Origin of the sequence: Shewanella sp. P1-14-1, assembly GCF_001401775.1 — a bacterium.
Lineage (GTDB): Bacteria > Pseudomonadota > Gammaproteobacteria > Enterobacterales > Shewanellaceae > Shewanella > Shewanella japonica.
Genome location: NZ_LKTL01000010.1, coordinates 51,715 through 73,874, shown reverse-complemented (window position 1 = coordinate 73,874; position 22,160 = coordinate 51,715). Strand labels below are relative to the sequence as shown.

The window sequence follows — 22,160 nt, the reverse complement described above, 5'->3', positions numbered from 1 at the left end:
GTTGGTATTGTTAACGAATCAACTGACTTAAACGCCAGTGAACTCAGTTGTTGTGAGCTCAATGCCTAATTGCTTATATTCGCGATAGCGAGCACGTGCAATTTGTTTAAGCGCATCATCATTAGCAACAAAATCGATAATATGCGGAAAGTTAACCGCAAATGATGGCACTTGATCTGCGAGGTTAATGAGTAAATGGCGGCTTTTATTCGCGCCTAATTTATCAAAACCAATTTCCACAGGTGAACCGGTTACCGGTCCTTCCCCTTTTAAATTGTGGGGAACAAATGCCGTTGGCTCAAATTGCCAAAGTAATTCGTCAATGGCGTATGCCTGCTGCTTGTCTTGGCAATGAATATAAATTAATTGCTGCTGACGATAATGCTTTTCTGCTAATTGGCAGGCGCTTAAAAATACACTTTCGATTGCACTTGGCTGCGTATTGATGGCGGGCATTAAGTAAAACAGAGTCTTTGGCATGCTTTTACTGTATTTGACGAAGTAAAGACGGATTTTACACTAAAAGCAACTCATGGGGCTAGGGTGGACAGCGGTTAAATTAACATTTAGATGTGATTAGTTTTAAATCATTTATAAATAAAAAAGGTGAAGAATGATTTCTTCACCTTTTTTTATAAAACGCATTGTCTAACTTGGATAATAAGGCTTATTCGCCTTGATCAACACCAGCTCTGTTAATTAAGAACTGACTTAATAATGGCACAGGGCGACCTGTAGAACCTTTATTTGCGCCGCTGTTCCAAGCTGTACCTGCCACATCGATATGTGCCCAGTTATATTTCTTAGTGAAACGAGATAAGAAACATGCAGCTGTGATAGAACCTGCTGGACGACCGCCTAAGTTAGTCATGTCAGCAAATGGGCTCTCAAGCATTTCTTGATACTCATCCCAAATCGGCATACGCCATGCTCGGTCACCTGATTGCTCACCCGCATTTAATAGTTCGTGAGCTAGCGGGTTATGTGAAGAGAATAAACCAGAGGCATGTTTACCTAAGGCAATCACACAAGCGCCAGTTAATGTTGCGGTATCGATAACCAATTCAGGGTCGTAACGTTCAACATAAGTCAGTACATCACAAAGCACTAAGCGTCCTTCTGCATCAGTATTTAATACTTCGACAGTTTGGCCTGACATGGTGGTTAAAATGTCACCTGGACGGTAAGCATCACCTGATGGCATGTTTTCACAGCCTGCAAGAATACCAATAACGTTTATAGGTAAATTCATTTCACATAAGGCTTTCATTGCGCCAATAACACCTGCTGCGCCGCCCATGTCATACTTCATCTCATCCATGCCATCACCTGGTTTTAATGAGATGCCGCCTGAGTCAAACGTCAGGCCTTTACCAATGAGGACAATTGGCTTTTCTGTTTCATCAACAGCGCCTTTGTACTCCATGATTGTCATAATGGATTCATTGGCACTGGCACGGCCAACTGCTAGGTATGAGTTCATGCCTAGCTTAGCCATTTGCTCTTCACCGACAGTCGTTACTGTCAGGTTTTGGTGAACTTCACCAATCTGACGTGCTTGAGATGCAAGGTAAGCAGGATTACAGATATTAGGTGGCATATTGGCAACGTCACGACATAAATCCATACCTGATGCGACAGCCATTCCATGATCGATTGCACGTTCACCAATCGTTAGTTCACGACGTGTCGGTACATTAAACACCATTTTACGTAATGGACGACGAGTTTCGCCTTTACGTGTTTTTAAGGTGTCAAAGCTGTATAAGCTGTTATAAGTCGTCTCAACGGCTTGGCGAACTTTCCAGTACGTATCGCGACCTTTAACGTGCAATTCAGTCAAGAAGCAAACCGCTTCCATCGAACCTGTTTCGTTTAAAGTATTGATGGTTTTGGTGATGATTTGTTTGTATTGGCGTTCATCAAGTTCACGCTCTTTACCACAACCAACCAATAAAACGCGCTCACTTAGCACATTCGGAACATGATGTAATAACAACATCTGTCCTGGCTTGCCTTCTAAATCACCGCGTCGAAGTAGGTTACTGATGTAACCTTCACTGATTTTATCCAATTGCTCCGCGATACCAGATAAACGACGTGGTTCGTATACACCGACAACGATACAAGCTGAACGTTGCTTCTCGGGGCTGCCGCTCTTTACGCTAAACTCCATGAGCACTCCTAGATTATTAAAGACAAATTTTTATATTTATTAGATAATGTTTTAATTAGGCCTGTTAGGCCATATTTACAACCCTTTAAGGAAATAAATCCTTGGTAATTTTCTGCTATAGCTGCTAAATGAATTACACTAAAGGAAGCTCACGAGCTGGTCAGAAAACTATCAATAACTGCTAAAAGCAGACATTTTATAGTGAACTTACTCTGATACCAGCAAAAAGACAAGTTTAGACAGTGGATCCTACCTGTGATTGTATTTAGATACTTGATCGTTGAAGTTTTAAAAGCGCAATTTGCGATACTTTTGGTGCTATTAACTATTTTTATTAGCCAGCAATTTGTGCGTGTATTAGGGGATGCCTCAAATGGCGAATTTCCCGCCACATTAGTATTGACCTTATTAGGTCTAAATTTACCGCAATTGACGGTATTGGTGCTGCCATTAAGTTTTTTCTTGGGCATTTTACTTGCTCACGGGCGAATGTATGCCGAAAACGAAATGGTGGTGCTCCATGGCGTTGGGATCAGTGAGTGGTATGTTACTCGCGTTACTTTACTGATTGCCGTGGCCAATTTAATATTCACAGGTATTTTATCTGTGTATGTTGGACCGTGGGCGGAAGAGAGGCAAAATCAAGTATTAGAGCAGGCCCAGTCAGAAGCAGGCCTTGCTGCGATTGTTCAAGGCCGTTTTCAGGCAAGCCCTAATGGTAGGGCGGTTCTTTTTGTAGAAAAAATATCTAAGTCCAATGAACTTGAAAAAGTATTTGTTGCGCAACTTCCCGATCCAGAAGACGAAGAAGGCCTAACTAATATTGTTGTTTCTGAGCAAGGTCGTGTGGTTGAAGACAGCTTTGGCAGTCAACAGTTACAGTTAGATAATGGTATTCGTTATCAAGGTAGCGCTCAAAACCTCGACTATCAAATGATTGAGTTTGGTGGTTATCGGATGGAAATTAAAGAGCAAGAAGTGGATGAAAGGCGGCGTAAAATGTCTGCACTGCCAGTGGGTGAGCTACTTGATACTCCTGGGCCAGAGGCGGTTGCAGAGTTCCAGTGGCGATTAGCGTTACCACTAGCTATTCCACTGATGACGTTAATTGCAGTGCCATTAGCTCGTGTCAATGTAAGGCAAGGTAAGTTTGCTAAAATGTTCCCTGCTATTTTGCTCTATTTGGGCTATTTCGGATTAATGGTTGCAGGTCGAAAAGCCTTGGAAGATGAAGTTATACCACTTGCTTTAGGTATGTGGTGGATCCATGGGTCTGCATTAGTGATTGGATTATTTTTGTTAGGTAAGGAACGTCCAAGTGGCGCCAAATTATTGCAAAGCTTTAAGCGCAAGCAGGTGGCATCATGAAGATATTAGACCTCTACATTGCTCGCGTTATTATTAGTACATCTGCATTATGTCTACTTATCTTGACAGGTTTGTCAGGAATTATTAAATGGGTTGATCAACTGCGAGTTGTGGGGCGTGGTGCTTATACCATGTTAGATGCAGTGATTTATGTGCTGTATTTAATTCCACGTGACATTGAGTTGTTTTTCCCTATCGCGGTATTACTTGGTGCGTTAATTGGTATGGGGATGCTCGCCTCTAATTCAGAATTAGTCGTGATGCAGGCTTCAGGGATGTCTCGGTTACAAATCACTGTTTCTGCGATGAAAACAGCTATTCCCCTCATGATTATTGTTATGGCATTAGGCGAGTGGGGCGCTCCAGTTGCTGAACGAAGTGCTAAAGAGCTACAAGCAACTAAGGTATCTGGCGGTAGTTTGATTAAGTCTCATCGCGGTGTATGGGCGAGAGACGGTGATTTATTTGTCAATATTGGCGAGGTAGAGTCCATTAACACCCTCAACAATATCACTTTTTATGAATTTGATGATGACCTTAAATTAAAAACCATGACCCAAGCGATGCGAGCGAATTTCGCTAATGGCGTATGGCGATTAATGGATGTAAAAAATACGCACATCACAGAAGAAAAGATTACCCTAGAGTACCAAGAAGAAAGAGTGTGGAACTCAACACTCACCCCAGATAAGCTAAGTGTCGTATCGGTAAAACCTGAAGCCTTGAGTATTCAAGGACTCATTGGCTATTTGGACTACTTGAAAGTAAATCAACAAGATCCTAGTCGTTATGAATTAGCGCTTTGGCGTAAAATTATGCAACCAGTGACGGTTGCTGTGATGATTTTGGTGGCGTTATCTTTCGTATTTGGGCCTTTACGAACGGTAACAATGGGCGCACGAGTTTTATTAGGCGTGGTGGCTGGGTTTAGTTTTTATATCTGTAGCGAAATCTTTGGACCATTGAGTATTGTTTATGGTCTGCCAGCATACATCAGTGCTGGGATGCCGCCGTTATTATTTAGTTTAGGTGCGCTTTACTATATTCGTAAGTAACTCAATCGCGCCAAATACAAGCGACACCTTTTTTAAAAAATAGTCCTAAAAAGCCAGCAATTGCTGGCTTTTTTATTCATGGAATATCAACAAAGAACGTTAATGATGGGAATAGAAATGTAAATGGCTAGGCTATTTTATCCACTTTGGGGTAGACACTATCACGTCCTTCTTCTTTAGCTTGATATAAATGTTCATCAGCTTGTGATATTGCCGAGTCAACAGAATGATGGATATCAGCTTTACCTATACCGATACTGACCGTTATCTCAATTGTTTTATCATCGAATGTTATTGGGTTTTGTTGGATAGTTTTCCTGATTTTTTCTGCCACTTCAAATGCGTCATTAAACACAGTATGAGGCAATAAAATCAGAAATTCTTCACCACCCCAACGTGAAATCATATCTTGCTTACGTAAAGTGGCAGTAAAGGATTTTGCCAACTTAATAAGCACTTCATCACCACATTGATGACCGTATTTGTCGTTAATCTTTTTGAAAAAATCCACATCAATAAGCAGTATGCTCATATCATAATTATTTCTAACGACTCTGGCATACTCGTAATTAAGTTGCTCCATCATGGCTCGTCGATTAGGAATATCGGTTAAGTGATCCCGTAAAGCTTGTTGTTCAAATTTGGCGCTCAATTGCTTTACATGCTGAAATGATTGATGGCGAGAGTATTCGTAATAACCAGATAAGAAAGTCAGTGTAATTAATGAGTACAGCACACGGGTTTTAAACTCGTGTGTGTAACTCGCTTCAAGTAATTGATTTTCTGGGTAAAACATGATGATGCAGTAACACGTGATAAACACACTAGTATTGCGTAAACCACCTTTAAGCCCGCCAAAGAACATCATGACAGGAGGGACTAAAAAAACCCATAATGGCCCAGTGTTATTGGCCCCACCGCTATAAACTAAATACAGCATTAAGGCGAGCAAACTAAGCTGGATGAGTGTGGCAGAGGTTTCAAACCGATACTGTTTTAAAAACTTCCAGTGATTCAATAAAGACAAGAAAAAAAGAACGCAAGATAGCAGCAGAACAATGGCAAGTCGGTCGTTATTTTGAAAGTAAGCGTTGATACCTAAAATAAATGTAATCGAAAAGCCAACCATCCCGAACCAATTGATAATGAGTATTCTATGACGCTTTTCTGGGTCGTCATAAAGCTCAGTACCTCGGTTAAGATAATTGACAAGCAATGTTTTAATCGCTGTTAAAAATTTCAACTGTTAATCAGCTTCCTTTTGAGAACTTAATATTCCTTTATTAAGATGTCACTTCACAGAGTCTCTTAGATTACTCAACACCTTGTCCCCTAAGATAGCGTAGTATTTAACCAACGCCAAGTTAGATTGAACTTGCTGTGCAGGAATTGTTGGAGTAAATAGAGTATTTTCGACTTCTTTTGAGAGGACAATACCTGTTACAAAGGCTTTTTTATCGGATAAAGCAGTAACTCCATTAAAAAAGCCAACTGAAAATTCAGTTGGCTTATGAAGATTAAGCAGGTTTTCTCGTTAGCTAATATCGGTTAAGCACCATGCCAGTTGCGCATTTGATTAGCCTCAACCGATAGCACTACAACTTCGGAGCGTGTCATTTTATCTTGTAGGGCAAGCTTGTCAGGATTAATTAAAATAAACAGGTTACTAACCCCTGCAAATGACCATACAACCCGAGCTACGGCTGTGATGAAACTTAAATTTTGTCCGTTAGGGTGCTGAACTTTCAAGCGCCACGCTCGCATGCCGAGAGTTTGGCCACCACGACTCCAAAATAGCGCATAAAAAGCCACAACACACATCACCAACCAAAGCTGGTAAATTCCTTGATAAAGCGGTGTTTGATTTAGTAGATCTGATACATGCTCGTGACCATTCATGCCGATAACACCTGTGCTGGTTAGGCCTAAAAATAAACCAAAGCCGACAGCCCCTGCCACCATATAAACGGCAACGGCTAATAGGCCGTCATAAATCATTGCACCGCAACGTCTCGTGAAGCTGGCTCGAGGAAAGTTTGCGTGTTCTGTGTTGATCATGTGATTTCCTATCGATTAGCTATTTGATGTTTCTTCGTCGTCTTCGCGCACAAACTTAATGCTTGAAAAGCCAAAGCGAGCAAACTCAGTTTTACGGAAATCCTTTTCGGCGCGAGCCCCTTTTTTAGAAGTGAGCGCTATTTGCTGTTCCATCGCTAAAAAGCGGCTTAAGTCGATACCTTCAGCTTCTGCAGCAGCTTCGTAAAGATCATGATGTTTGTCGTAACTGAATGCGATAGTTTTGGTTTGACCTTTAAAGGTATAAATGACTTGGCGAGCCATGGGAACTCCTGAAACAAATGCTGTAGGTATAAGGTTTATGGCTTATACGAAAATAGTGTATGACAAAGTAAGTTCACAACAACTACTGTCAACAGGCGCCATTATAACCAAACTGATCTGTGCAAGATAGTTTTGTTATTGCTCAGCTATACGCATACGCTTGGCAAATACCGACAGCTTATCTATTGCTTGTTAAATCAACATTAACTGATTAGAGTTTGAAAGGTTTATTACGCATCTTCATAAATCGTATTATCACAAGGAAGCAGATTAAATGGTTAACTATTATCAGCAGGTTTTCAATGTCAGCACAGTGCTATTTATTGGAGCACTTATGCTGATGTCACCGTCAGCCATTGCAGGCAAAGAGGCTTTTAAATCCGGCGCGACCATAAAAGAATACGGTAAGATTGCGCCAGTGACGTCGAGCTTAGTGATCCCAAAAGGTATGGTATTTAAAGTGGCATTTGATATGAGCAAAGCTGCTAAGCCCAGCGAAGTTAATCGTAGCCTAAATACCTTAGCACGGTTTATTAATATGCATGTTGAGGCAGACGTTAAGCCACAAGATATTCAATTAGCTATGGTCGTTCATGGATCGTCGATAACTGATTTGGCTAATGATGCTTTTTACCAACAGGTTCATGGCAAAGATGTTAGTGAGGGAAATCCTAATAAAGAGTTAGTGCAGCAGCTGATAAATCATGGCGTTAAAATTTATATTTGCGGCCAAAGCGCTGCTTATTATGGTTTAGAACACACGGCATTATTACCAGGTGTCGATATGGCTTTGTCGGCAATGACAGCTCATGCCGTATTAGCCCAAGAAGGTTATAGTCTTAATCCATTTTAGCCAAGATGTCTGGCTACCTTAATTTAGAATATAAATAGTAAAGCCCTCGAAAGGGCTTTATTTTTATCTAAAATACCGTTGATTTAACGACAAGGACGTCAATGTGATCACTATTTATTGACTGGTGATATTACTAATCTCGAACTTGACCATCACCTGAAACTAAAAATTTTTCAGCCGTTAACGATTCCAGTCCCATTGGACCATAGGCGTGTAATTTTGTCGTAGCAATACCTATTTCAGCGCCTAAGCCTAATTGGCTACCGTCAGAAAATCGCGATGAGGCATTCACCATCACGACTGAAGCATCAACACTGCGCTGAAATAACTCACCACGCTGTTTGTCTTCAGTGCAAATAACCTCGGTATGATTACTGCCAAACTGATGGATATGATCCAGTGCTCCATTCAAACTATTGACAGTTTTAACCGCTATTTCAAGGTCGAGATATTCTGTACCAAATTGGTCATCTTGCAATAATTGAGCTTGGTTAAAAAATGGGAGGCTAGTTTGGCAGGCGTTAATCAAGACATTTTGCTCTGCCATATGTTTAGCAACTAACGGCATAAAGTCATTTAAAATGGCTTTATGAACGATTAATCCTTCTAGCGCATTACACACGCCTGTTCGTTGTGTCTTACCGTTTAACAGTAATTTAATGGCTTTGTCGAAGTCAGCATATTTGTCTATATACAAATGGCAGACTCCTTTAAAGTGCTGAATCACAGGCACTTTACTGTTATCTGTGACAAAGTTAATTAACCCTTCACCGCCTCGAGGAATAATGACATCAATATATTCACGTTGTTGCATTAAATCCATTAATAAGGCTCTGTCAGCGTTGGGCACGACGCTAATGAGTGCTTCAGGTAAATCAAATTTGACTAAGGTTTTTTGTAGTATTGAGGCAATGGCTTTGCTTGAATGCAATGCTTCTTTACCGCCACGTAAAATAATGGCATTGCCTGATTTAAAGCATAATGCGCCAGCATCAGCGGTGACATTGGGTCTTGCTTCATAGATCATGCAGACAACGCCAAGTGGGATGCGCATTTTACTGATCTTGATGCCATTAGGTTGCTCACCTAAGTCGCGGGTTTTACCAACAGGATCGGGGAGTAGTGCTACCTCTTCTAGTCCTTTTGCCATTAGTTCAATTCGTTGTTCGTTTAATAGCAATCTGTCTTGCATGGCACTGGCTAAGTTATTTTGTTTTGCATTGTCCATATCCAGTTGATTCGCTTCGAGGATCGTGGTCACCGCATTGCGCAATTCTGCTGCCATAACGTTTAGAATATGGTTTTTAGTTTCGGTGTCTAAGTTAACTAAAGAGCGTGAGGCCTGTGAGGCCAGCTTTGCAATATCTGTAATTAAATTCATTCGTTCTCCAATACGGTTAAGTGCTCTTTCGAAATAATAGAATCGTTTTGCGCAAAATAGCTTTGGCTTGTATTCTCGTCATCCTGTTCTTGAGCGATATAATTAAGTAAACAGCTACTGTAATTGGTTTTAGCTTTAGCCACTTTGGTGCCATCATCGGTCGATACTAAGATGGTATCTCCTGCCGAAAACTGCCCCTTCACCTCAAGGATATTGCCACTTGTGAGCATATCTTCATCACTTGCAAAGTGGGTGGTTGTGGTGTCATTAATGATGACTTCACCACGCTCTTTGACAGTGTGCGTCATCCAATGAATCGCGGGTGAGAGTGGCTCGATATTAGCTAGGAAGTGGGTGCCAGGGTTTTTACCTGCCAGTAGTTGCTCGAAAGAGGCATTCTCAAACCCATTAATAATTAAGGTATCAATACCCTGTGCAGTGGCTTTTTCTGCCGCTTGGATTTTAGTTAGCATCCCTCCTGTGCCAGTTGCGCTTACCGCGCCTCCCGCCATTGAATATATTTTGGAGGTTATCTCATTCACTTGCTGAATAAGTTGGGCGTTGTCGTATTGATGTGGGTTTTTATCATAAAGGCCGTTAACGTCTGTGCACATGATAAGGGTATCAGCATCAATTGCCGCCGCTGCCATCGCTGCTAGGTTGTCGTTATCACCCACTTTAAGTTCTTCAGACGTCATGGTGTCATTTTCATTAATTACAGGCAGTACATTGTGCTCTAACAATGACTCAATGGTGTCTTTGATACTGACGTAGCGTTCTCTATTACATAAATCTGCATGAGTTAACAGGATTTGGGCTAATGGCATATCGAGTAACTTAGCCCATATTGCCATCATGTCATTTTGACCTGCCGCTGCCATGGCTTTCTTTAACGCTTTAGTTGGCGAATCAACATCAAACCATTGTCGCCCAGCAGCAACAGAGCCAGATGAAACAAGTATTACTTGTTGTCCTTGCTGGCGACAGTTTTGAATAAACTGAGCAATATTTTTAAGGTATTTAGCGCTACAGCCATCGTTTCCTGGTGCAATAAGGGCACTGCCAACTTTGACTACGATGCGCGTGTTGTGACGTAAAGACATAGTTCCTCTTGTGATGTGCTTTTGACAAGCTTTCGATTAACTAATTTAAATTTAAGGGTTATTTGTTGAGGTAGTAGATGGCTAAAGAAGAAAGCGACTTTTGTGGCTAGTGCGTTAATGCTTAATTTAAGTCGTAAAAGAATGGCAAGCCGAATAACTGAAAAACTACCTTGTAGCACTGTTATGCAGAACCAGTTAATCAATACACTGATACTGATAAATGTGTTTTTGAATGAAGTGGAATATGAATAATATCGTTGGGATAAATTGAAAGTAGGGCCTGAAAGCTCGGCAACGAAAGCTGTAAAAACTAAGCTAAAGTAAAATTGTGGTGTGAACTTGAAACCAAACACAGCAAAAGAGCTGATAAATAACCCAACAGCAGTATTGGTTTTCTTAGAGCTAAAAAAATACTCATACAGTCTACTATACGCCTGTAAACAAGAGTGTATAGGCCTTTGGGCACAGCAAAGACGATTCAGCTTGTTGTGTTTACGCTGAATGAGGGATTTGCTTGTACTGGGATAATTGATCGTATTGCCAGTTAACATCAATATCAAAAAATAATTTAATGCGAATGTTAAATACGAATTTTTCATCACTTTATATTTTTATCGTTTGAGTACGATTTATATATTGTATACAAAGGGCTGAATATATAACTTGCGAGGATTAACCAAAAACAAACGAATTCCAGTGAATTTCTTGCTATTAGTCTAGATTTTGAGATTGAAAACAGTGACGACTTTAAAACGCGTGGTTGCAACATGTGTTTACTACTAATAATTAGAATACAAACTATTATGATACGGAGTTGTTAAATAAGATCAACCTATGTTGCATGAAAAGTTTACAGGTTCGTGCTTTATTAAGACTAAAGGCGGTATTTAGGATTGATTACGCATTTGATAGAATTGAAATCATTAGTATTGAACTGAGTTTGTCTTATGAAAAAGTATGAAGAGTTACTCGTCTCTTTGCGGCAAGTGATTCGAGCCATTGATTTATATTCAAAAAAGCTGAGTAAAGAAACTGGATTGACTAGCCCACAGTTATTAGTGCTCCAAGCAATTGCAGATCATGATAATGCGATGGTAAAAGAGGTCGCACTGACAATTAATCTTAGCTCTGCCACGATTACGAGTATTTTAGATAGATTAGAAAAACGTGAATTGGTGACGCGTACAAGGTCATTAACGGACAAGCGTAAAGTGGGGATTAGTTTAACGGAAAAAGGCAAAGACATCATAAAAGACTCGCCAACACCGCTACAAGAGCACTTTATTACCCGTTTTGAATCAATGGAAGAATGGGAACAGTCGCAAATGCTGGCCACTATGCAGCGTATTTCAAGTATGATGGATGCTGAAGATTTAGATGCATCACCTGTCTTAGAAGTGGGTCAGTTACATACCCACGAGCATCAATAAATCCAATCTCAATAGGGCGCTAAAAGTTTGTCTAAAGCGCCCATATCTTCATGGCTATTTCGTTGTCACTCATCGCTTTGTTTAGCGTTAAGGCGTTATCTTATTGAGGTGACGACTAAATAGAGACAAGTAAGCAAAGCTCACCTAATTGATTGTTTGGTGCAATTAAATAAGTTTTATGGTGTTTAATCATACTGGTTTTTTTATTTCCAGGGCTGACTAATAAGCCTTTATCTAACGCCTTTTGTGCAAAATGCTTTTCGTCACCTCGAACATAAATTGGCAATGCTTTAGTGAGTTTATCACCTTCAAAGTGCTGCGCTAGTTGATCTTCACATACCACCAAACTTGATTGACCATTTCCTGCAAGCTTTAGTTTAGTTTTAGGCTCATTTGAAAAAGCGCTATCTGCGATAACAAACCAGTCGTCCGTTTCCAGTTCTGCAAGTAACTCCTGTACTGCTTGATGTTGGGATATGGCAGGTTTTTCAACTTGGCGGTATTGAGTCGCAATAGCATCAAACAGTTGCGGAAGCATGGCGCCGGCGCCTTTACTACGAGCTAACGTAATCCAGCCAGAAATATCATTGGCAACGATTTTAGGGAAACGTTTAACTTTAAACATTTCGACTAACCAAGCACACAAGAAGTGGCTTTCTTGGGCGGATGTTCTTTTGGCTTTTTGTTTTGCTGCAGACTCTGCTAATGCGATTTGAGCGGCTTCTGCCACAGCTAAAATGGCTTGGTTATAGGTTTGGGTTTGCACTTTGTTTACACCGTTAGGTTGAATTGCCGTATCAGATAAATCGTTCAGTGATAGGGCGTTGTCATCAGACGAATAAAATAAGGTGTATTGTAGCAGAGGAGCTTGAATTGCTGCTACCAACTTGGCTTCAGCGATTAAATTATTGTTATGTCCAAGCCTTTTGATAAGGTGATACCGATTGTGTTTAAAAGAAGAAAAAGCGGGTAAACCGGACTGATTAAAGAAGAGGGGACTAGGCGACAACAATAAGTTATCGCCAAGGTTGACGCTAAGATTCAGGTTACTGATTTTGCAGTAATTCTGCAGCAGTCAAAATTAACTCTGGCGCCGGACGGACTTTGTAATTCGGATTAATATATTGAAAATGCACTAATCCACTTTTATCTGCAACATAAACCGCAGGAACAGGGAGAACTAGGCGTTTGTCACCTTCAGGTGTCGTCCATAAGGTATTGTCCACATTAAGTTTAGCTTGATACATGCTGGTGACTTTTTCGCTAGTATAGAATGCAATACCAAATGCTTGTGATGCTGCCATTTTTTCATCAGAAAGCAGCAAGTAATCTAATTCATTATCAGTCATTGATGCTTTTAATTTAGCGGGTGAGTCAGGTGAAATCCCTACTAATTGAAAGCCCATTTCAATTAGCTTAGGCTCAATCGCTTTTAGCTGACCCATTTGGATATTACAGAATGGACACCAGCCACCACGGTAGAAAAAGAAAATGGTTGGCTTTTGCGCTGTTAGCTCAGCTAAATCTACTTTGTTGCCTTTCACATCTTGTAAAACAACACTTGGGATCTGCTGACCATTCATTAATGGCATGACGTGGTATTCATCACTGGCTATTGGTTTAGCCAGCGAAGGCAAACTAAACAAGGTGATTGCTGCGGCTAACATAAGTTTTTTTAACATGCTGAAATCCATATTCAAATAAAAAGGGTTAGTCTTATTGAATGCCACACAAGGCATTACTTCATTGTTGTCTCAATTTAAAGTGTGCATAGCAGTGACTTTACATTCACAATCTACTAGACCCGAGCATAACAGTTTTTATTTCATGATATAGATTTAAAAGTGAATTTAAATTTACATCTTAGGTGTGTAGCGATAAAAATGACAGCTATTGAACTTTGAGGGGCAATAAAAAAGGCGCTTGTAGCACCTTAATTTAGATAAGCTTTGATATTAAGTTAATGAACTATTTTAGTTTTTTATACTTAACTGTGCTGGTTGATTTACCAACAGTGACACGGCGTCCTTGCATGTTTCGCTCTGCAACAACTTGTGCACCCGCATTGTCAACTCGTTGCTGTTTTTTGGCAAAGCTACGACGTTTTTGAATTTGTTTTAGCAATAACTCTCTGCTGCCGACTTCGTAACCTGGCATGGTAATTCTGCGAATAGGCTGATCGATTAACTTTTCAATATCCGCAAGAGTTCGCTCTTCTTCACGGCTAACAAATGAAATTGCAGTGCCAGATTTACCAGCTCGACCTGTGCGACCAATACGGTGAACATAATCTTCAGCAAGGAAAGGTAAATCATAGTTAACAACATAACCTAGGTTTTGAATATCTAAACCACGGGCTGCCACTTCTGTTGCTACTAGCACACGAACTTTACCTTCAACAAATTCACGTAATGCACGGCGACGGCTGCCTTGGCCTTTTTCACCATGAACAACTGCAGATGGAATCCCATCTAAATTCAGTTCTTTAACCAATACATCGGCGGCATCACGTGTTGCGGTAAACACTAATACTTGTTGCCAATTCTTGGTACCGATGAGCTCTGATAATAACTCACGCTTACGGCGCTGCTCTACGGGGTAAACTACTTGGCTTACTGTTGCTGCTGTGGTGTTTTGCTTATTAGCGGTAATCACTTTTGGCTTATTAAGCATTTCATTGGCTAACTTTTTCACTGATGTTGAAAAAGTAGCTGAGAAGAGTAAGTTTTGACGTTGCTTATTAACGGCTTGCAGGATTTTTTGAATATCAGTGCTAAAGCCCATATCTAACATACGATCGGCTTCATCTAGTACTAAAAATTCCACGTTTGATAAACTTAAATTACAGGCTAATAGGTGTTCTAAAAGGCGACCAGGGGTGGCAACAATAATATCTGCACCGCGCTTTAGTTTTTGCGCTTGTGTTGCCACTTTTACACCACCATAGATGGTCAGCACTTCAATGTTAATATTTTTACTGTAATCGGTGATGTTTTCAGCAACTTGTGCAGCAAGCTCACGTGTCGGCGTTAAAATAAGCGCGCGGGTGTTTGAGTGTTGCACTTCACGTGGGTTCTCAACCATTTTTTGTAGTAAAGGCAGTGCAAAAGCAGCTGTTTTACCTGTGCCCGTTTGCGCACTTGCAAGTACATCTTCACCACGGCGGATAGCTGGAATAGCTTGTTGCTGAACGGGTGTCATAGTTTTATAACCGCAATCAGCGATCGCACTTAATATTTCAGGGGCGAAGCTAAAAGATTCAAATTTCATCGGTATATGTTCCTATCATTATCACGTCGTTCAACGGGTTATTTACAAGCTCAGTATAACTGCTATAAGAAGCGGCGGCGGAGTATAACAAATATAATTGATTAATTCTTAACTTAATCTAATGACATTTTGAAGAAACAGGCAAAAACACAAAAAAATACCAAGTTTTTGTTCAAAACTTGGTATTCAGTGCTCGTTAGCGTTGACTTATGGCGTTGTTATAACTCACTAGTCACTTGAGTAAGCCATGTTAAATCTTCACCCTGCATGAGTGGCGATAACGTGCTAAATACTTTGGCATGGTATTGATTGAACCAATTGATTTCGGCTTTAGTTAACATTGATTTATCAATTAGGCGTTTATCCATCGGAATTAAGGTGAGTGCATCAAATTCCATCATCTCACGTTCAGCATTAACCAGTGTCGGTGAAGGGATAACTGCCACCAAGTTTTCAATTCGAATACCAAATTCATCAGCACGGTAATAACCTGGCTCATTAGAAAGCACCATTCCTGGTAATAATGCTACGCCATTAACATTTTTACCTATGCGTTGTGGGCCTTCATGAACACTTAAAAAATGTCCCACGCCATGACCCGTGCCATGATCATAATCAAACCCATGTTGCCATAAATACTGGCGAGCAAATCCATCAAGTTGTTGGCCTGATGTGCCTTTCGGGAACTTAGCTTGATCAAGAGCAATATGGCCTTTAAGCACTAAGGTGAACATTTTTTGTTGTTCAGCAGTGACATGACCAATTGCGATGGTGCGAGTGACATCAGTCGTACCGTCAATGTATTGAGCGCCAGAGTCAACAAGGTAAATGCTGTTCATGGTCATTTGGCTTGGCGTGCCATCAAGGTGATTGTAATGGCACATCGCGCCGTTACCACCCGTTGCAGAAATGGTGTCAAAGCTAGGCTCACGGTAAAGTGGATCCGTTAAACGAAATGATTCAAGCTTATCAGCGAGCTGTGCTTCATCGTGCATCACATTAGCGGCCACCTCACGGTCAAGCCATGCAAGGAAACGACTAACGGCTACGCCATCTCTAACATGGCTTGCGCGTATTCCGTTAAGTTCTGCTGCATTTTTTTGTGCTTTTGGTAAAGCGACAGGGTCGCTACCTGCAACTAATACTGCACCCGCTTGTTGGGCCGAGAGTTGGCTCCACGCATTGGCAGTATTTGGGTCAGCTAATAGATTTACACCGTTAAGTTGCGATAAAGAATCAGCTAGAAGTGACTCATCTTTGAAATCAACACCAGCGCCAACATGTTCAATGAATCCAGCTGGCATTTTGGCAATATCAGCAAATAAGGTCATATCACCATTGGTTGATAATAATGCACAGCCCAATGTGACAGGTAGACGTGGAACGTCATTGCCACGGATGTTAAGTAGCCAGCAGAAAGAATCTAACGCAGCAATCAATGCCATATCTGCGCCTTCTTTAGCGACTAGTGCACCAATCTGTTGACGTTTTTCAAGGCTATTTCGCCCGGCGCCTTCATGGCTAAATAGGGTAATAGGTTCACTAGGTAATACTGGGCGGTCATGCCAATGAATATCAATTGGGTTTTCTGCAACACTGATTAGCTCAAGTCCCGCTTTGGTAAGTTTATGCTCAGCTTGTTGGTACCAAGCTAATGTATGCAGTCGAGTGTCGATTCCAACACGTTTACCTGAGCCTAATTGATCAATGAGCCATTCAACTTGCGGGGTATCGTATAAGCTTTCGTAACTAAATAGTTCGCCATTAACCTGTTGCTTAACTTGTACGGTATAGCGACCATCAACAAAAATTGCCGCAGAATCTTTTAAGACAATTGCCATCCCAGCAGATCCAGTAAATTCCGTTGCCCATAGTAGGCGCTCATTTCGCTCAGGGACATATTCTCCGAGGTATTCATCAGCTCTAGGAATAATAAACGCATCGAGATTATGTTTAGTTAGTTCTTCACGAATGGCCTGTAGGCGCTGATTAATAATGTCTGACATGATAACTCCGTTGGAGAGGGCTGATTGATTCAGTCTTATTGATGAAAGGCGATTATCGCAATTGCCCGAGGCGCTTTGCAAGTTAAAGACTATATTGGGCAAATGTTACATGAGCGATAAACCAGTAAATACTGATATGAATTTATATTGTATACATTTTCAAATTGCAGTTTACACTAAGACAAAAATCTCATCACCCTTAACTTTTTTTGGAGTCATTTATGACGATTGGAGTTGGTACTCAAACTCAAGAGCAAGCGCTGGCAAGTTTATCGGACATGACAGAGGATGTAGTTAGTATTGCACTTGTGGAATTTGAACAACGTATTGCTAAAGCGCAACAGTTAATGCAGCAGCAGGGCATAGAAGCCATTTATGTTAATGCTGGTACCAATTTATACTATTTTACTGGGACTAAATGGTACGCCAGTGAGCGCATGGTTGGAGCCATCATCCCAGCAACAGGTGATGTTGAATATATTGCACCTGCGTTTGAGCTAGATACTTTAGAAGGCTTCATGGCGATTAAAGGTAAGGTAAATACGTGGCATGAAGATGAAAGCCCTTACGCACTTTTTGCCAACACAGTCAGCCAGATGGGTATATCTTCCGGTAAAATTGGCATCGATGAGTCAACTGCGTTTTTCATTTTTGATGGCATGCGATTAGCGAACTCTGAGCTTGAATACGTCAATGCTAAAAGCATTACAGCTGGCTGCCGGATGATTAAGTCAGCATCAGAGCTTGCTTTATTACAACGTGCCAAAGACATGACTTTGGCTGTTCATATTGCAGCAGCTAGCATATTACGTGAAGGGATCACGACTGCTGAAGTGGAGCAATTCATTCATGAAGCGCATAAAAAGGTTGGCGCCTCTGCTGGTTCTTATTTCTGTATTGTGTTGTTTGGTGAAGATACTGCTTATCCTCACGGGGTTAAGTCGCCTAAATCTCTTGAGGTAAATGATACGGTACTTATTGATACTGGCTGTCAGCTACAAGGCTACAATTCTGATATCACTCGTACTTATGTTTTTGGTGAGCCTAATGAGCGCCAACGTGAACTATGGCAGCTAGAGCAACAAGCTCAGTTAGCTGCTTTTGAGGCTGCTCAAATTGGTAAAACCTGTGCGAGTGTCGATAAAGCCGCGCGTGAGGTCATTGTAAATGCGGGGTTTGGCCCTGGTTACGATGTACCAGGTTTACCCCATAGAACTGGTCATGGTGTTGGACTAGACATCCATGAGTGGCCTTATTTGGTATTAAATGATCATACTGAACTGACTGCTGGAATGTGCTTTAGTAATGAGCCTATGTTATGTGTGCCGGGAGAGTTTGGCGTGCGCCATGAGGACCATTTTTACATGACCGAAAAGGGAGCGGTTTGGTTCACTGAACCCGCTAAATCAATCGATGATCCTTTTGGCCTAGCGTAGATTTAGTTATCATTTGATTAAATCGACATCAGGCAGTAAACGTTGATATTTACCTAATGCTGAAAAACGCCCATTAGCAATGACTAATGGGCGTTTTGTTAAGTGTTAGAGTGATAATTGAGTTAATACTTTGATTTAGTTGAACGCTTGATTTAGTTGATCGCGAGTAATTCAACTTCAAAAATTAACACTGAACCGCCTTCAATTTTACCTGCCGCGCGGTTACCGTAAGCCAAGGTGCTTGGTACAAAAAATTTAAATTTATCACCAACTGTCATTAGCTGAACACCTTCAGTCCAACCTGGAATTACACGATTAAGTGGGAAATCGATACTTTGACCACGCTCCACTGAGCTATCAAACACTGTGTCATCAATCAAAGTGCCATGATAATGCACAGTAACTGTGTCCGTTGCTTTAGGATGCTCAGTTCCTTCACCTTTATGCATGACTAAATATTGAAGCCCTGACAGTGTTGTTACAACCCCTTCTTTTTTCTGATTTTCTAGCAAGAACGCATCACCTTTAATAATGTTTTCTTGAGCTGCTTTTTTATTATTTGATTGAGTAAAAAAGTAAAAGATGAGTCCAGCGATGACGCAAATAGCCAATAAGACTTTCATAGTAAGTTCTCGTGTGTATTCTGGTGGATTGTCGTTTTACGCATGTTACTGATTGATAGTGCTGGGGTAAAGTTTCACGCTTGCTTAAGGTGACTTTGCGTTAATTTATGCCTGTGTGTCTTAACTGCAAGTAACACATGCTTATAACTAATAAAATATTTAGAACAATCATCACCCAATAAATCCACTTAAAGGGCGTTTTTTGCGTTTTATGGCGGAAATATTGCTGCGCAAGAACGCCCGCAGGCCAGGCGCCAATGAAGGCTAAAATATATAAGGTACGCTCTTTCACTCGCCATGTTTGCTTACTGGCAGCACGTTTATCATGCCAAGTCACGGCGGCACAAATCAGGTTTATGAGCAGCACGTAATAACCTAAATAGCTAGATAGGCTAAAGCTTGCAATGATGAGTGCTAGGCAAGATATCAATCCAAATAGTTTCATTGGTGCTCGTTTGGTTAAATGTTCAAGGCGATGTTAATAAGGGGTACTTTACATAAGGGATGCCATAAAAGGGCTATTTTAAACAAGAGCCGCTTTAAGCAAGAACTATTTTAAAAATTCAGCATAAATTTCTAAATCTATTTCATCACCGACAATCGGTATATAACTGCTCATGTTAAAGTCAGAACGCTTAATGCGAGCTATTGCACTAAACCCTACAGTGTACTTACCTGTCATCCAATTATCTGCGCCGCCATGAAAGGTTGCTTTGAATGTGACAGGTTGATTGACCCCTTTAAGCGTTAAGTTGCCTGTAAAATTAAATTGGCTCTCAGATATTGGAGTGACTGTATGGCTTGCAAATATCGCTTGAGGAAAAGTTTCAGAATCAAACCAAGTGGATTCTTGTAGGGTCTCAGCTAAGTCTGGATTGTTGATATCAACAGATTGAATATCGACTACAGCGGTTAAGCTCGCTGCGGTCATATTGTCTGGGTCAAAAGTCAGTTCAGCATCAAACTGATTAAAACGCCCCACATAAGTCGATAAACCAAGGTGCTGAATTTTAAAGAGAAGTGCAGCATGATTCTTATCGAGTTGATATTCACCGGGCTGCAGTGCAACCAGTTCAGATTTAACATTGGGGGCCACCCAGCTGACGCAGCTTGATAACATCAATATTGCGCCGATTGAGCATATAAGCGACTTGTTAATAATCCATTTATTCATAAGGTAGCTCACAGTGAGGTCATCTTGCTTTGACTATGGCGAACTCGATTTCGCCATAATGCTTCTAATGGCCCTTGCTTGAAGAACCGCAAATACAATGGGGCAAACACTAGCTGTAATCCAATAATTATCCCAGCAATAAAGACGTAATCAATTCTATTCAGAATCAAATGTAATTCAGGTGCATAGTATTGAATAATATAGCGAAATAATATCACGCCAATAACGGATTGGATAATGTAGCAACTCAAGGCTAGTTTACCGACATCTTGCAAACGACTTAATGCATGTGGACTGTTTTTGCACAGGTTAACAATCAAATGGATATAAATCATCGCCATGGGAATGGCGCTTATTATCACTGTGGTTGCGGATAGCTCTTTTAGCACCGGATTAGATGAAAAACCCAATAAAGTATCAATAATAGAAAATATAATGGTCCACGTAATGCATTTTAGTAACGTGACTCTATCTAACCCGTGTTCAAATATCCCTTGCCTGTAAAGCGCCATTCCCCACATCATCAAACCGCCAATAAACCAAATGAGTGTAAAGGGCGTTATGATAAGCATGAATCCCACTTGAATAAGCTGCAATATGACGGTGTTGAGATAGCCAGCTGACCATTCTTGTAATTGCTCAAGGTGCAGTTCGGAGCCCCGAAAGTACAGATCATCTTCAATTGTTAAACTAAACAAAGCGACTAAAATAAGTGAAAGAGCAACAAATTGAGTTGCGCGCTTTTTGAGTATTTCGAGATCGCTATTGATATAATTAAGCGCTAAAAAAGCGCTGATACCGTAAGTTAATAATATATCGCCAGCCCAAATAAATACGCCGTGCATTAGCCCAATTAACATAAGCCATAAGAGGCGTTTTTTCATTAATGGGTAAGCAGGTAGACTTTGCGATTCATAGCGCTGAAATTGCACCAATAAACCTGCACCAAATAAGATGGAAAGAAGGCTTAAAAATCGGCCTTCCAGAAATACATTACTAACTACCTCTGTGAATATATCCATCTTTGGCTGAATTAAATGCGGGGCATAACCGTAAAAACTATCATTCATAAAAAATATATTCATGAATAAGATGCCAAGAATAGCTAATCCCCTTAAGGCGTCGATATTATGGTTACGGTTTCCATGGCTTTCGTTGATGGTATTGACTTGATTTGGGCCAGTATTGGTGACGCTGGTAGGCGTACTAATATGAGCTGCAGAATCCATTTCGCTATTCATATTGTTTTTGTGTGGTGATCGATGATTAAAAGCCTAACAGTCACTGAATCAAAAAGATAGCAACAGCTAGGCTGTAATAGAAAGGCTTATTTTTGTGGTTTTTCAGAGATCCACAATTTAATTGTGCCGCGAACAACCACATTACCATCGGTGTCATAGGCATTGACAGGAACCAGTAAGTCACCAACTTGCCATTGTTCGGGTGTGACTTCTGCAACACATAAAATATCACTGCCTGCCTTGGCGGTATAATCGACTGTCATTCCTTTTGGGATCCAGCGTAGGTGCTTAGGTATCGATGCTTCGGCCATCACACCCATTGCCATTTCTAAGCCATTACAAATAGCAATCACATGTACAGTTTTAATATGATTGTGCACCGCTTTGCGCTTTTTGATTAAACAAGCACAGCGATTGACTTTTAGTTCAGTAACGAGAGGCTTTACCGTGGCAAAATAGGGAGCCATTCGTGACACCATAATCGAGAAAATTTTATTCCCGAATGGGTATTTGGTTACTTTGTTATATAAAGCTAATACATGGTTAGGCTTGTTGCTCATATCGATCCTTCTCTTATTAGAATTATTTTGACATCTGGTCTGATGAGTTGGTTTGGGTTAGTTTAACATCCTTGTAACGCCTTGCACATATGCCAATGAAATTGAAAAAAGATTAATGACAGAGATTAGAGAATATCGAGGTAT

Annotated in this window: 21 protein-coding genes; 5 read left to right on the top strand and 16 right to left on the bottom strand. The window is 40.7% G+C overall.

Going from position 1 to position 22,160, the window contains the following annotated elements:
• Positions 1-27: 27 nt before the first annotated feature.
• Together AN944_RS09075 and pepA are read right to left on the bottom strand one after the other, a co-directional pair.
• Positions 28-480 (bottom strand): DNA polymerase III subunit chi, encoded by a 453-nt coding sequence (locus AN944_RS09075; RefSeq protein WP_055024286.1) that lies wholly within the window; start codon positions 478-480, stop codon positions 28-30.
• 187 nt (positions 481-667) lie between these two features.
• Positions 668-2,176 (bottom strand): leucyl aminopeptidase, encoded by a 1,509-nt coding sequence (gene pepA, locus AN944_RS09070; protein WP_055024285.1) that lies wholly within the window; start codon positions 2,174-2,176, stop codon positions 668-670.
• A 255-nt stretch (positions 2,177-2,431) separates the two neighbouring features.
• Between pepA and lptF the strand changes: the two genes are divergently transcribed.
• Together lptF and lptG are read left to right on the top strand one after the other, a co-directional pair.
• Complete coding sequence (gene lptF, locus AN944_RS09065) at positions 2,432-3,544, top strand: LPS export ABC transporter permease LptF (protein ID WP_055024284.1); 1,113 nt, start codon at positions 2,432-2,434, stop codon at positions 3,542-3,544.
• Complete coding sequence (gene lptG, locus AN944_RS09060) at positions 3,541-4,599, top strand: LPS export ABC transporter permease LptG (protein WP_055024283.1); 1,059 nt, start codon at positions 3,541-3,543, stop codon at positions 4,597-4,599. The genes lptF and lptG overlap by 4 nt, the downstream gene beginning before the upstream one ends.
• A gap of 127 nt (positions 4,600-4,726) precedes the next feature.
• Here the strand turns inward: lptG and AN944_RS09055 are convergent, their stop codons facing one another.
• The 3 genes from AN944_RS09055 to AN944_RS09045 all read right to left on the bottom strand — a co-directional run bounded on the left by AN944_RS09055 (position 4,727) and on the right by AN944_RS09045 (position 6,939).
• Positions 4,727-5,842, bottom strand: a complete 1,116-nt coding sequence (locus AN944_RS09055; protein ID WP_055024282.1) for a GGDEF domain-containing protein — start codon at positions 5,840-5,842, stop codon at positions 4,727-4,729.
• A 305-nt stretch (positions 5,843-6,147) separates the two neighbouring features.
• The gene (locus AN944_RS09050) at positions 6,148-6,657 is read right to left on the bottom strand and encodes an RDD family protein (protein ID WP_055024281.1); all 510 of its coding nucleotides are present in this window, start codon (positions 6,655-6,657) and stop codon (positions 6,148-6,150) included.
• A 15-nt stretch (positions 6,658-6,672) separates the two neighbouring features.
• The gene (locus tag AN944_RS09045; protein ID WP_055024280.1) at positions 6,673-6,939 is read right to left on the bottom strand and encodes a DUF2960 domain-containing protein; all 267 of its coding nucleotides are present in this window, start codon (positions 6,937-6,939) and stop codon (positions 6,673-6,675) included.
• A 274-nt stretch (positions 6,940-7,213) separates the two neighbouring features.
• Here AN944_RS09045 and AN944_RS09040 point away from each other — a divergent pair, with 274 nt between their 5' ends.
• Positions 7,214-7,792: a DsrE family protein gene (locus tag AN944_RS09040; protein WP_055024279.1), complete on the top strand. Its 579-nt coding sequence runs from the start codon at positions 7,214-7,216 to the stop codon at positions 7,790-7,792.
• A 133-nt stretch (positions 7,793-7,925) separates the two neighbouring features.
• Here AN944_RS09040 and AN944_RS09035 read toward each other — a convergent pair whose 3' ends face one another.
• Complete coding sequence (locus tag AN944_RS09035; protein ID WP_055024278.1) at positions 7,926-9,173, bottom strand: glutamate-5-semialdehyde dehydrogenase; 1,248 nt, start codon at positions 9,171-9,173, stop codon at positions 7,926-7,928.
• Complete coding sequence (gene proB, locus AN944_RS09030) at positions 9,170-10,276, bottom strand: glutamate 5-kinase (RefSeq protein WP_055024277.1); 1,107 nt, start codon at positions 10,274-10,276, stop codon at positions 9,170-9,172. Before proB ends, AN944_RS09035 begins: the two co-directional genes overlap by 4 nt.
• 947 nt (positions 10,277-11,223) lie before the next feature.
• On the opposite strand from proB, the gene AN944_RS09025 reads away from it, so the two are divergent.
• Positions 11,224-11,706 carry a MarR family winged helix-turn-helix transcriptional regulator gene (locus AN944_RS09025; protein ID WP_055024276.1) on the top strand — a complete coding sequence of 161 codons (483 nt, stop codon included), beginning with the start codon at positions 11,224-11,226 and terminating at the stop codon, positions 11,704-11,706.
• A 115-nt stretch (positions 11,707-11,821) separates the two neighbouring features.
• Here the strand turns inward: AN944_RS09025 and AN944_RS09020 are convergent, their stop codons facing one another.
• The 4 genes from AN944_RS09020 to AN944_RS09005 all read right to left on the bottom strand — a co-directional run bounded on the left by AN944_RS09020 (position 11,822) and on the right by AN944_RS09005 (position 16,982).
• A complete protein-coding gene (locus AN944_RS09020; RefSeq protein ID WP_235530880.1) occupies positions 11,822-12,592 on the bottom strand; it encodes a DUF2913 family protein in 771 nt (256 codons plus the stop codon).
• A gap of 160 nt (positions 12,593-12,752) precedes the next feature.
• Positions 12,753-13,388, bottom strand: coding sequence for a peroxiredoxin-like family protein (locus tag AN944_RS09015; RefSeq protein ID WP_080915173.1), 636 nt, complete (start codon positions 13,386-13,388; stop codon positions 12,753-12,755).
• A gap of 286 nt (positions 13,389-13,674) precedes the next feature.
• A complete protein-coding gene (locus tag AN944_RS09010) occupies positions 13,675-14,976 on the bottom strand; it encodes a DEAD/DEAH box helicase (RefSeq protein ID WP_055024275.1) in 1,302 nt (433 codons plus the stop codon).
• A gap of 218 nt (positions 14,977-15,194) precedes the next feature.
• Positions 15,195-16,982 carry an aminopeptidase P family protein gene (locus AN944_RS09005; protein ID WP_055024274.1) on the bottom strand — a complete coding sequence of 596 codons (1,788 nt, stop codon included), beginning with the start codon at positions 16,980-16,982 and terminating at the stop codon, positions 15,195-15,197.
• A 221-nt stretch (positions 16,983-17,203) separates the two neighbouring features.
• Here AN944_RS09005 and AN944_RS09000 point away from each other — a divergent pair, with 221 nt between their 5' ends.
• A complete protein-coding gene (locus AN944_RS09000) occupies positions 17,204-18,418 on the top strand; it encodes a Xaa-Pro peptidase family protein (RefSeq protein WP_055024273.1) in 1,215 nt (404 codons plus the stop codon).
• Between the two features lie 152 nt (positions 18,419-18,570).
• Here the strand turns inward: AN944_RS09000 and AN944_RS08995 are convergent, their stop codons facing one another.
• From AN944_RS08995 to AN944_RS08975, 5 genes are all read right to left on the bottom strand, one after another.
• Positions 18,571-19,041: an FKBP-type peptidyl-prolyl cis-trans isomerase gene (locus AN944_RS08995; RefSeq protein WP_055024272.1), complete on the bottom strand. Its 471-nt coding sequence runs from the start codon at positions 19,039-19,041 to the stop codon at positions 18,571-18,573.
• 100 nt (positions 19,042-19,141) lie between these two features.
• The gene (locus tag AN944_RS08990; RefSeq protein ID WP_055024271.1) at positions 19,142-19,486 is read right to left on the bottom strand and encodes a DUF1294 domain-containing protein; all 345 of its coding nucleotides are present in this window, start codon (positions 19,484-19,486) and stop codon (positions 19,142-19,144) included.
• Between the two features lie 105 nt (positions 19,487-19,591).
• Positions 19,592-20,215, bottom strand: coding sequence for a YceI family protein (locus AN944_RS08985; protein ID WP_055024270.1), 624 nt, complete (start codon positions 20,213-20,215; stop codon positions 19,592-19,594).
• A gap of 8 nt (positions 20,216-20,223) precedes the next feature.
• On the bottom strand, positions 20,224-21,444 hold the full coding sequence (locus AN944_RS08980) for a DUF418 domain-containing protein (protein WP_235530879.1): 1,221 nt from the start codon (positions 21,442-21,444) through the stop codon (positions 20,224-20,226).
• 98 nt (positions 21,445-21,542) lie between these two features.
• Positions 21,543-22,016, bottom strand: a complete 474-nt coding sequence (locus AN944_RS08975; RefSeq protein ID WP_055024269.1) for a hotdog fold domain-containing protein — start codon at positions 22,014-22,016, stop codon at positions 21,543-21,545.
• Positions 22,017-22,160: the final 144 nt, after the last annotated feature.